A 13335-nucleotide genomic window follows, 5' to 3' on the forward strand; every position below is an offset into this window, starting at 1 on the left:
TATGAATATCGAGCAATTAGTAGCTGATTTTACTAAACAGGGTGTGAAGTTGTGGGTTGAAGGCGAGCAGTTGCGTGTTAATGCTCCCAAAGGAATATTGACGCTAGAAACTCGTGATTTATTAACTAAAAATAAAGCAGAACTTATCTTATTGCTAAACGATAAAAGTGCGGATGCTTATACAGATTTACCCTTCATCAAAGCCAAGCGTCCTCAGAACTTACCTCTGTCTTTTGCTCAAGAACAACTCTGGTTATTAAACCAGTTGGAACCAGATAACCCCTTCTACAATGAACAAACAGCTTTAAAACTTCACGGTCAGTTAAACGTTGCGGCCCTAGAGCAAAGCCTCAACAAAATTATCTCTCGCCATGAAGCCTTACGTACTAACTTCCACACCATCAACGAGCAGCCAGTCCAGGTAATTGCTGACAGCTTAACTTTAAGTGTGCCAATAGTAGACCTCACAAAACTACCTGCTAGTGAAAGAGAAATCGCTTGCCAACAATTAGCCTCAGCAGAAGCTACTCGACCCTTTGACCTTGTTAGTTCTCCTTTAATCCGAGCTTCTGTAGTTAAATTCGCAGAGGTAGAACACGCTTTGGTACTAACAATACACCATATCGTCTTTGATGGTTGGTCAATGGGCGTATTGATGCGCGAGTTAACAACCATTTACTCAGCCCTCTGTAATAACTTCCCCCTAGAGCTACCTGAGCTACCAATTCAGTATGCCGACTTTGCCATTTGGCAACGGCAGTGGTTGCAAACAGAAGTACTCCAAACACAGCTTGATTACTGGAAACAACTACTCAAAAACGCTCCTACCTTACTAGAATTACCCACAGACAGACCAAGACCAGCCATTCAAACTTTTCGGGGTGCAATTCAATATCAACAATTATCAAATGAATTGAGTGAAGCCCTTGCTAATTTCAGTAGGCAAGAGGGAACCACCCTATTCATGACGCTGTTCGCAGCTTATGTTACCTTACTTTATCGCTATACAGGCTCTGATGACATTGTAGTAGGTACACCCTTTGCTAAACGCGATCGCTTGGAACTTGAGGGGTTAATTGGCTTTCTTGTCAACACTTTAGTATTACGTACCGATTTATCAGGCAACCCCAGTTTTCAGCAATTGTTAAATCGAGTGCGGCAACGGACACTCTTAACTTACGCTCACCCAGACTTGCCTTTTGAGGAGTTGGTAAAAGCATTACAGCCACAGCGAGACCTCAGTCATACACCACTGTTTCAGGTAATGTTTGTCCTCGAAAATGCTCCCATATCTGAAGAAGTAGAAGTGACTGGGTTAACCCTCAGTTCATTAGGGACAGAAAAGACCACTGCCAAGTTTGATTTGACTTTATTCATTAAAAACACTCCCTCTGGGCTGGGAACTGTGTGGCAATACAACACAGACTTATTTGACCCTAGCACCATAGAGCGGATGGCTGGGTATTTTGTCACCTTACTCGAAGGTATTATTGCTAACCCACAGCAACAAATTTCGCAATTGCCCCTGCTAACAGAAGCACAACAACGACAGTTACTTGGCGAATGGAACAATACTCAAGTAGATTATCCCCATGATAAATCTATCCATCAGTTGTTTGAGGAGCAGGTGGAACGTACACCCAATCCTGTAGCGGTGGAGTTTGGCAATCAACAACTGACTTACTACCAATTAAACTACCGTGCTAACCAGTTGGCGCACTACCTGAAGTCTTTAGGAGTGAAAGCCGATGTATTGGTTGGGTTGTGCGTCGAGCGTTCCTTAGAAATGGTTGTGGGAATATTAGGAATTCTCAAAGCAGGTGGGGCTTATGTGCCGCTTGACCCAGAGTATCCAACTGAACGCCTGAGTTTCATGTTAGAAGATGCTCAAGTTTCAGTGTTGTTGACTCAGCAATCACTCCAAGAGAGACTACCTCAGCATCAAGCAAAACTTATTTGTTTGGATACCGATGCTCAACTAATTTCTCAATCCAGTCAAGACAATCTTATCTCTGGAGTACAAGCAAGTAACTTAGCTTATATAATTTACACCTCTGGTTCTACAGATCAGCCCAAGGGAGTAGCGATGAATCAGCTTGCCCTTTGCAATATGATTTTGTGGCATCTAGAAAATATGAAAATTCCTCATGGAGCAAAAACCCTGCAATTTGCTCCCATCAGCTTTGATGTCTCCTTCCAAGAAATTTTCTCTACCTGGTGTTCTGGAGGCACATTGCTGTTGATTACAGAGGAATTGCGCCGTGATGCCTCAGCTTTATTAGGTTTTCTCCAAGAAAAAGCTGTTGAGAGACTGTTTCTTCCTTTTGTTGCCTTACAGCAACTAGCTGAAGTCTCTGTTGATAGTGAATTAGTTAATAGTCATTTAAGGGAAATTATTACTGCTGGGGAACAGTTGCAAATTACTCCCGCGATTTCTCAATGGTTAAGCAAACTAACGGATTGTAGTTTGCACAATCATTATGGGCCATCAGAGAGCCATGTAGCTGCCAGTTTTACTTTGGCCGATTCGGTGGAGACATGGCCCCTACTGCCTCCCATTGGGCAACCAATTGCCAATACACAAATCTACATCCTAGATAAGTATCTACAACCTGTAACCGTTGGTGTACCAGGAGAATTGTACATTGGTGGTGTGTGCTTGGCGCGAGGCTACCTCAACCGAAGAGAGTTAACACTTGAGAAATTTATCTCCAACCCGTTTGATGAAACAGGAGGGAGTAGATTATATAAAACGGGAGATTTAGCACGCTACTTATCGGATAGCAATATTGAATACTTAGGTCGTATAGATAATCAGGTAAAAATACGCGGTTTTCGTATTGAGTTGGGCGAGGTGGAAGCATTACTGAGTCAACATGGTGATGTCCAAGCATCTTGTGTCATTGCCCGCGAAGATACCCCTGGCGATCAACGCTTAGTTGCTTATGTAGTAGCACATCAGGACTATCCACCCACAATCAGCGAACTGCGGCAATTCCTCAAAGCAAAGCTGCCAGAGTACATGGTACCCAATGCTTTTGTAGTGTTGGAGTCTTTGCCACTAACTCCTAGCGGGAAGGTAGACCGCCGCACTTTGCCAATACCAGATTTATACAGCGAAATTACAGATAAATATGTAGCCCCACGGACTCCGATTGAAGAACTGGTGGCACAAATTTGGGCGCAAGTGCTGAAGATACCACAGGTGGGTATTTCTGATAACTTCTTTGAACTTGGCGGACACTCGCTACTAGCAACACAAGTGGTTTCACGTATCCGCAAGATTTTCAAAGTGGAACTACCATTGCGTGAGTTGTTTGCCACAGCAACACTAGCCGAATTAGCACTCTTCATTGAGCAGTTACAGCAACAGGACTTAGAACTTTCTGCACCACCTATTTTACCAAGAGCTAAGAATACAGACTTACCAGTATCTTATGCTCAACAGCGTTTGTGGTTTTTAGACCAGTTTGAGCCAAACAACGCCTCTTACAACATTCCTGTGGCTTTGCGTCTAGTAGGAACTCTTAATGTTGCTGCCTTAGAGCAAAGCTTACAAGAAATTATTCATCGCCATGAAGCCTTACGTACCAATTTCGTCACCGTTAATGGACAACCAACTCAAATAATTCAAACACACACCAATTGGACAGTTTCAGTTGTTGAGTGTCAGCATTTACCCACAACCGAACAAGAAAGTGCTTTACAGCAATTAGCGCAACAACAAGCTATTCAACCGTTTGACCTGGCTGGTGTTGCATTATTCAGAGCGACATTAGTAGTGCTGTCAGAGACAGAACACGCCTTATTAGTGTGTATGCACCACATTGTCTCTGATGCTTGGTCAATAGGTGTGTTTATCCAAGAACTAACAACACTGTACAATGCTTATTCTCATGGTCAGCCGTCATCCTTAACGCCACTGCCGATTCAGTACGCAGATTTCGCAATTTGGCAAAGAGACTGGTTGCAAGGAGATGTACTGCAAAGCCAATTGAATTACTGGCAACAACAACTCAAAGATGCACCAACTTTGTTGTCGTTGCCCACAGACCGACCAAGACCTGCCGTACAAACATTTGCTGGCGCATATCAAGAGTTTGCACTGTCAGTTGACTTAACTGATAGGTTGACAAAACTGAGCCAAGAGCAAGGAGTGACGTTGTTTATGACGCTGTTGGCAGCTTATGACACCCTGCTTTACCGCTACACAGGACAATCAGACATTTTGGTGGGTTCGCCAATTGCTAACCGCGATCGCTTGGAAGTTGAAGGGTTAATTGGCTTTTTTGTCAATACTTTAGTGATGCGTACCAACTTGGCAGGTAATCCGAGCTTTAGTGAATTACTCACTCGTGTTCGAGACATGGCAATAGATGCCTACGCACATCAGGACTTACCTTTTGAAATGCTTGTGGAAGCATTGCAGCTAGAACGAGATATCAGCCATACACCTCTGTTCCAGGTAATGTTTGTTCTGCAAAATACGCCCATGTCTGAATTAGAACTGACTGGGTTAACTGTTACCTCATTGATGACAGAAGGCGCAACGGCAAAGTTTGATTTGAGTTTATCAATGCAGAACACTGCTACGGGTTTGGTGGGTGTGTGGGAGTACAACACTGACTTGTTTGATGAGCGCACTATCGAGCGGATGGCGGGGCATTTTGTGACATTACTTGAAGGCATTGTTACTAACCCGCAGCAGCAAATTTACCAATTACCCTTGCTGACAGAAGTCGAGCAACGACAGTTACTTGTTGAGTGGAACAACACTCAAGTAGACTATTCCTCTGATAAATGCATCCATCAGTTGTTTGAGGAGCAAGTTCGGCGTACCCCGGATGCTGTAGCAGTTGTGTTTGAAGATCGACAACTGACTTACCACCAATTGAATTGTCGCGCTAATCAGTTGGCACATTACTTGCGCTCATTGGGTGTGGAAGCAGATGTGCTGGTTGGGTTGTGTGTGGAGCGTTCTATTGAGATGGTGATGGGACTACTGGGGATACTTAAGGCGGGTGGGGCTTATGTACCACTTGACCCCAATTATCCCCAAGAACGACTGAGTTATATGTTGGCTGATTCCCAGGTGAAAGTCCTATTAACCCAAAAACAAATTATCACGGAATTGCCACCAACTAAAGCAGATGTAGTTGCTTTGGACAGAGACTGGGAGGCAATTTGTCAGCAAAGTGATGAAAATCCAGTGTATGGGATTAAGCCGTATAACTTAGCGTATGTGATTTATACCTCCGGCTCTACAGGTCAACCCAAAGGAGTAAAAATTCCTCACAGCGCTATTTGCAACCATATGCTGTGGATGCAAACAGAGTTCCCTCTGACTGAAACAGACAAAGTTCTTCAAAAAACACCTTTTAGCTTTGATGCTTCAGTATGGGAGTTTTTCGCACCCTTACTAACAGGAGCGCAACTGGTCGTGGCGAAACCTTTGGGCCATCAAGATAGTGTTTATTTAACACAAGTAATTACAACAGAGCAAATAACAATACTCCAACTTGTACCATCACTGTTACAAATGCTTTTAGAACAGGAAGAGTTTAAAACCTGTAAATCTCTCAAACGCGTCTTTTGTGGTGGAGAAGCATTGCCAGTGGTTCTGCAAGAGCGCTTTTTTGAGCAACTCAATACAGACTTGTATAATCTTTATGGGCCAACAGAAGCTTGCATTGATGCAACGTTTTGGAATTGCAGGGGTGGTATTAGGCAACAAGTTGTTCCCATTGGTCGCCCCATAGCCAACACCCAACTTTACATCCTAGACAAACACCTCCAACCAGTACCCATCGGTGTACCCGGAGAAATGTACATCGGAGGAGATGGTTTAGCTAGAGGTTATCTCAATCGCCCAGAACTCACTCAAGAAAAATTTATCCCAAATCCCTTTTCTGATGCCAAATCAGAACGCCTTTACAAAACAGGAGACTTGGCGCGTTACCTGAGTGACGGTAATATCGAATACCTCGATCGTATCGATAACCAAGTGAAGATTCGTGGTTTCCGCATCGAACTCGGAGAAATCGAAGCAGTCCTCAACACCCACCCCCAAATCCCACAAGCCGTAGTCATTGTCAGAGAGGATATTCCAGGTAACAAACGCTTAGTTGCTTATGTAGTTTCTAGCGATCAATCACTAACTACCAACCAACTGCGTCAATTCCTCAAGGAACAGCTACCAGAATACATGATACCCAGTAGCTTTGTCACCTTAGACAACCTACCGTTAACACCCAATGGCAAAATAGACCGCAAAGCACTACCAACACCTGATGCAGAAATTAGCCGGGAACATGAATATGTAGCGCCATGTACAGCCATAGAACAAATTTTAACTAACATCTGGCAACAACTACTGCTCAAAGAAAAAGTCAGCATCCACGACAACTTCTTTGAAATTGGTGGCGACTCAATCCTGAGTATTCAAGTAGTTTCTCGTGCCAAAAACTCAGGAATACAAATCACTCCCAAACAAATATTCCAAAACCAAACTATCGCCGAACTTGCCAAGGTTGCCAATACAACAGTAAGTGTTGAATCTAAACAAGGGATAGTGACTGGAGTTGCATCCCTAACACCAATTCAACAATGGTTCTTTGAGCAAAATAAGCAAGCGGCTTACCATTATAACCAATCAGTTTTATTACAGATTCCCAATCATCTGCAAAGTGAATTAATTGCAATAGCCTTGAAAAAATTACTAGAGCATCACGATGCTTTGCGTTTAAGATTCACATCCATTGCAGGTGAACACAAACAAATAAACCAAGGGTTAGATGATAACGTACCATTCACTGTAGTTGATTTATCATCAACGCCCAAGAGCAAACAACCACAAGCCCTAGAAAAAGTTGCCGCAGAATATCAAGCAAGTTTGAACTTGTCAACAGGGCCAATAATGCAAGTGGTAATGTTTAACTTGGGTAATGAAAGTGATGCCAGGTTATTAATTATTATTCATCACCTAGCAGTAGATGGTGTAAGTTGGCGAATTTTATTATCGGATCTAGAAATAATTTATCAACAATTAATTACTCAAAAACCTCTAAAGCTAAGTGCAAAAACAACAGCATTTATTGATTGGGCAGAGAAATTAAACAATTATGCCCAATCAGAAATTATCAAACTTGAGTTAGACTATTGGCTAAACCAACCTTGGTCTAAGATCGCACCACTACCATCAGATTATGCTGACATTCAAGAAGAAAATACAGTAGGTAGTGCTGCTAGTGTGTCAGTGAAATTAAGTCCAGAAGAAACCCAAGCTCTCCTGCTCTCAGTAAACGAAGCTTACAACACACAAATTAACGATATACTGCTAAGTGCATTAGTACTTTCAATAGCAGAGTGGACGGGAAATTCAACTGTACTAATTAACTTAGAGGGACATGGCAGAGAAGAACTATTTTCAGATGTAGACTTATCACGGACGGTAAGTTGGTTTACCAGTTTGTTTCCCGTATTATTGCAACTGCCTTCAATCAACCAACCACGAGAAATTATTAAATCAATCAAAGAACAATTACGAGCGATTCCTAATCGTGGAATTGGCTACGGTATATTGCGCTACTTGTGTAAAGATGCGACTGTTAATGAACAGATACAGACAATTCCCGCTTCAGAAATTAGTTTTAACTACCTGGGGCAATTTGACCAAGTACAATCAGAAACTGGTTGGAAATTTGCGCCTGAATCTAGTGGATCTAGCCAAAGTTTAAAGCAAATTCGTGACCATATATTGGATATTAACGCTCTGGTAGTAGAAGGTGAATTACGAATTGATTGGACTTACGATAGTCATGTTCATACTCCTGCCACAGTGGAGAAATTGGCGCAGAGTTATATTCAAGCGATCGCGTCAATAATAAAACATTGTCAATTAGCAGAGAATAGAGGATATACACCGAGTGATTTTCCAGATGCACAGTTGAATCAATTAGAACTGGATGAGTTATTAACTCGGTTCAAAACTAAAAATATTGAATCAATTTATCCCCTTTCTCCTTCACAACAGGGAATGCTCTTCGAGACTCTATCTGCGTCTGAATCAGGGATACATCTTGAGCAGTGCATTTTAAACTTGCAAGCAGGATTAAACGTGTCAGCTTTTGAAAAAGCTTGGCAGCGTGTTGGCGATCGCCATTCGATCCTCAGAACAGCCTTTATTTGGGAAGATCGAGATCAGCCACTTCAAGTTGTACTGAAGGAAGTGGAATTTTCACTAGAGCAGCAAGACTGGTGCGGACTTTCTCTGTCCCAGCAGCAAGAAAAATTAGAAGCCTATCTCAGTACAGATAGACTGCGTGGTTTCAACATGACTGAAGCACCGCTAATGCGTTTGGCGCTTTTCCAAGTAGGCTCAAATGCCTATCAATTCGTCTGGACTTCTCATCATATTCTTATAGATGGTTGGTGTATGCCTCTCATCTTCAAGGAAGTTTTCGGATTCTATGAGGCATTTAGCAAAGGTCAAGATTTATTACTCGAACCCAGTCATCCCTACAGAAACTATATCGCCTGGCTAAAACGGCAAGATTTGTCTCAGGCAGAGGTGTTTTGGCGGGGCACACTTCAAGGTTTCAAAAGCCCAACCCCATTAGGAATAGAAGCTGAACCTATTACTTTTTCTGCTCAGGAAGAGCGCTATGGCGAACAAAAAGCCCACTTGACAGCTTCGGCGACAGCAGCTTTACAGTCTTTGGTACGGCAACATCACTTGAGCTTAAATATTGTAGTTCAAGGCGTTTGGGCTTTGCTCTTGAGTCGCTATAGCGGTCTTGAAGATGTGGTATTCGGCGCGACTTTCTCTGGTCGTCCTCCAGAATTGGTAGGGGCTGAATCCATGTTAGGTCTATTCATTAATACCCTACCAATGCGGCTTCAGGTTTCTCCCCAAGCATCATTTTGGTCTTGGCTTAAAGATATCCAGGATCAAAGCTTCACGCAACGCGATTATGAATACTGCTCCCAAGGACAAATTCACGAATGGAGTGAAGTACCTAGATCGTTACCCCTTTTTGAGAGTCTTCTGGTTTTCCAAAACTATCCAGTCGATTCATCAGCAAAACGGTCTGTGAAACATGACATAAATCAACCTCAAGATCGTTCTATAGGCGCACAAACGAAATATGCCCTCACCATTTTAGTTGGTCCAAGTTCAGAGCTACAGTTTTGCATCATCTACAACCGATACCGTTATGAAAGTTCGGCTATAACGCTGATTCTGGAACATTTTCAGGCTTTGTTTAACAGCATTGTCGATCTTCCAGAACAGCAGATGGGAACACTGATTGAAAGCATTTCAGCAGATCAAATTCCGCAAGTTAGATCGCCTCAGAAACTTGTTCAAAAGGAACTGCAAAAGGACTTTGACGCACGAAATCTCTGGGAATTTCAACTGGTACAAATTTGGGAAGACATTCTAGATACTCATCCTATCAGCATACGAGATAACTTCTTTGAACTTGGAGGTCATTCTCTTGTAGCTATCCGTCTCATGTCCCAGATTCAAAAACATTTCCAGATAAATTTGCCTTTAGGTATTTTATTCCAATATCCCACCATCGAAGAACTAGCACATTTTCTGGATTCTTCAACAGATTCTTTACCTTTGTCTGCCCTAGTTTCTATTAAAAATAATGGCAATAAACCACCTCTATTTTGCGTTCACCCTGGTGGGGGAAATGTTCTTTGCTATCACCATCTTGCTTCTTATTTGAATTCAGAAAGACCATTCTATGGACTAGAATGTGTTGGTTTAAATCCCGAAAATCAACCTCATACTAGCATTGAACAAATGGCAACTCACTATATCCAAGAGTTGCAAACTGTTCAACCTCATGGCCCTTATTTCCTCTCTGGCTGGTCTTTTGGCGGCTTAGTAGCTTTTGAGATGGCTCAACAACTTTCTCGTCAAGGCGAACAGATAGCTCTGTTAGCTCTAATAGATACTAATCCTCCTTGTCTAAGTTATAAAGAACCAGTAGACTATGCTTTTCTATTAGTAGAGTTATTCAAAGAGCGTTTAGACCTTTGTTTAAACGATCTGCGGCAATTAGAACCACAAGAGCAGATAATTTCTGTCGATCAACAAGCTAAACAGAAAAATGTAGTTATACAAGGTTTTGACTTCGAGCAAGCTCCCCATCTTCTGAAAATTTTCCAGATCAACGCTGAAGCTGTACAAAATTACAAAGGTGAATATTACTCCGGCTCAATTGTTCTATTTAAAGCCAGTGAGACTGATGCCGCTCTTGAATATCACTGGAATGAACTAGTGGAACATATAGAAACTGTTGTAGTTCCTGGTAATCATCTAAACATGGTGTTACCACCTCATGTCCAAACCCTAGTTCAAGAACTAGAAAAGTTTATTGAACAAGCAAGAGTTCAACCAATAGACATCTAATACAAAACTATGTAGAGACGCTAATTTTGCGTCTTTGCTTTGTCAGTAAACACCCGGAATTTGGAGTCACACTCCTATCAATAGGTACGATATTGAAATGTAAGGAACTGTATTATGACTAGTACTTCTAACCAGATTAAATCGAAGGTTTGGGATAACAAGCAAGAGTATCCCTTAACAACAGAGTCTTTAAGAATGCTGTTGGAAAACCGAATTCCTTTAATTAGGTTAAAAGAATTTGCCACACCCCAAGAGTGTGAGATGTTAGTTGCTCAAGCTCAATTGTTCAACTTTGATTGCTATGAAGATGTGAATCCCAAGATTGAGCGAATTGGGATCACAGTGTTTGAATATAATCGCGTTAGTAAAGCAGCCTATTTTCAAGCAGTAGAACGCGCAACTAAATTAAGAGACTCCATTATGGCAGCCTCTTTCAATCCATTAGAACGCTTAATGATGAAAATTCGAGAGTGTACAGGCGCGACTGTGCGAATTGCTTCGCAACCATTTTATGGTAGTTATTATGCAGGACTGATCAGAAAAATAGAGCAGGGTACTCAACTTCATATTGATTATGCCCCGTCAGAACAAGCGGAATGGGAAGTTGGTACAGTAATTTATCAACTTTCTTGGAATTTGTATTTACAATTTTCTGCCAACAACAATGGTAGAACACGTATTTACGATCGCCAGTGGCAACCAGAAGACGATCGCTATAAACTCGATTCCTACGGATATGGTGATACAGTAATCGCAGATGCAGACACGATCGCCTTCCAACCTTATGTAGGAGATATATTCATTTTCAATACACGCAACTATCACACTGTTGAGCCGATGGATGGACAACGTGTGACTTTCACTTCAGCGATCGGATTACTTCCTAATGGTGAAATTATTTTGTGGTCTTGAAGCTGAACATTAGGTTGGTAAATATAGTGAGGAAGTAATTTATGCCCTTAGCAGCTGTAATGACTGCGCCTAACCACCCAGTTGAAGTGCAACAATTACCAGACCCAATTCTGGAAAAGGGGGGCATCATTCTTGAAACCTTATATTCTGAGGTTTGTGGCACTGATGTACATTTACTACATGGGCGTTTAGAGGGAGTACCCTATCCCATCATCCCCGGACACTTCTCAGTTGGTCGTGTGGTCGAAACAGGTGGATCGGTTAATGATGTCAATGGTAAATTGATTCAGCCTGGAGCGATCGCCACTTTTTTAGATGTCCACGAAACCTGTTACAACTGTTGGTATTGTCTAGTAGCCAAAGCATCCACTCGCTGTCCCCAACGCAAAGTTTATGGTGTCACCTACTCAGCCAAAGATGGCTTACTCGGTGGTTGGTCTGAACTAATTTACCTCAAACCAGGGGTGAAAGTTCTCACTTTACCCGAAGAAGTCTCACCAAAGCAATTCATTGCTGGGGGATGTGCTTTACCAACTGCACTACACGCTATCGATCGAGCGCAGATTCAAATTGGTGATCTTGTTGTGGTGCAGGGTTCTGGGCCTGTGGGTTTGAGTGTGGCAATTTTAGCTTTACTATCAGGTGCGGGCAAAGTGATTGTCATTGACAAATTTGAGAGCCGATTATTAGTTGCCAAATCCTTCGGTGTAGATGAAACTCTTGTAATTCAGGCTAACGATCCACAACAACATATTCAGCGAGTTTTGGAATTGACACACGGACACGGTGCTGATGTCACTATTGAAGCCACAGGCATTCCCATTGCTGTTAAAGAGGGCTTAAATATGACCAGAAATGGAGGTCGTTATGTGATTGTCGGGCATTACACAAACACGGGTGAAATTCTCATCAATCCCCACTTAGAGATTAATCTAAAACATATTGATATTCGCGGAACTTGGGGAATTGATTTCAGCCATTTTTATAGAATGATTGAATTACTAAAACGTCATAGTGATTCTAGTAAAAATATTGCTTGGGAAAATCTAATTAGTCGTTCATACACACTACAAGAAATTAATCAAGCCCTGGCAGATGTAGAGCATGGCTCTGTATTGAAAGCGGTGATTCGGCCTAATCTTTAAATGTTTTGTTTCCATCACCAAGAAACATGAGGAGCATCTATGGATATCACTTTAGAAAATAAATTTAATCAAACTTCAGTACGTCAAGTTGAACGTATTCATAAACCTACGCCAGATGACTTTAAACACACGGTTCTATCTTCTAAACATCCTGTCATCTTTACTGGGATAGTAGCTGAATGGAAAGCATTTTCCTTATGGTCATTGGATTATTTAAATACTGTTTTAGGTAACAAAGAAATTAATGCTCGCGTTTCTGACAATAAAATATTTACCTTTGATCCAGAAGTTGGAGTAACTTACCCTACCAAAAAAATGAAGTTTACTGACTTCACAGATTGGATTGTGCAGAATAAAAAAGATGACCAATACTATTACATTCAGCAATATCCAATTCATACTAGCTTCCCTGAACTATTTCCAGATATTGCAATTCCAGATATTATTGATAAAAACTTATCCCTCGATACCGCTCGTTGGATGGGTATTCCAGAGATGGAAATTCCAGAATTTATTGATAAATACTTATCCCTGACTACTATTTTCTGGATGAGTACCAATGGCAATATAACGCAATTACATCACGATCCAGTAGAAAGTGTATTATGTCAAGTGCGTGGTCGAAAGCGAATCTTACTGTTTGAACCAAAACAAAGTTCTTTTCTATATCCTTTCCTTAAAAATTCAAAAATACCATTTATGAGTCAATTAAATATTGACCAACCTGATATTGATAAATTTCCTAAATTTATCAATGCAAAATATATAGAGTGTATCCTAGGGCGTGTCATCAATTGAGCCAAATGACAGAAGCAGCCAAATAAATTGCACCCAGAAAGTTGGCAGCGCGTT

The 13335-nt window shown here is 41.6% G+C and carries 4 protein-coding genes; all 4 read left to right on the top strand.

Annotated elements, in window-relative coordinates:
• Position 1: 1 nt before the first annotated feature.
• A complete protein-coding gene (locus CDG77_RS13165; protein WP_094329813.1) occupies positions 2-10426 on the top strand; it encodes a non-ribosomal peptide synthetase in 10425 nt (3474 codons plus the stop codon).
• A gap of 114 nt (positions 10427-10540) precedes the next feature.
• Complete coding sequence (locus CDG77_RS13170) at positions 10541-11338, top strand: 2OG-Fe(II)-dependent halogenase WelO5 family protein (RefSeq protein ID WP_094329814.1); 798 nt, start codon at positions 10541-10543, stop codon at positions 11336-11338.
• Between the two features lie 41 nt (positions 11339-11379).
• Entirely contained in the window at positions 11380-12483 is a 1104-nt protein-coding gene (locus CDG77_RS13175; protein WP_094329815.1) for a zinc-binding dehydrogenase, read from the top strand.
• Positions 12484-12522: 39 nt separating this feature from the next.
• Positions 12523-13281, top strand: coding sequence for a cupin-like domain-containing protein (locus CDG77_RS13180; protein WP_094329816.1), 759 nt, complete (start codon positions 12523-12525; stop codon positions 13279-13281).
• The last annotated feature ends 54 nt before the right edge of the window (positions 13282-13335 follow it).

It is taken from the genome of Nostoc sp. 'Peltigera membranacea cyanobiont' 213 (assembly GCF_002245975.1).
In the GTDB taxonomy this organism is placed as follows: domain Bacteria; phylum Cyanobacteriota; class Cyanobacteriia; order Cyanobacteriales; family Nostocaceae; genus Nostoc.

Excerpts from the sequence above, each read along its gene's own strand:
- CDG77_RS13175 (WP_094329815.1), top strand. The coding sequence starts at position 11,380 with ATGCCCTTAGCAGCTGTAATGACTGCGCCTAACCACCCAGTTGAAGTG.
- CDG77_RS13165 (WP_094329813.1), top strand. The coding sequence starts at position 2 with ATGAATATCGAGCAATTAGTAGCTGATTTTACTAAACAGGGTGTGAAG.
- CDG77_RS13170 (WP_094329814.1), top strand. The coding sequence starts at position 10,541 with ATGACTAGTACTTCTAACCAGATTAAATCGAAGGTTTGGGATAACAAG.
- CDG77_RS13180 (WP_094329816.1), top strand. The coding sequence starts at position 12,523 with ATGGATATCACTTTAGAAAATAAATTTAATCAAACTTCAGTACGTCAA.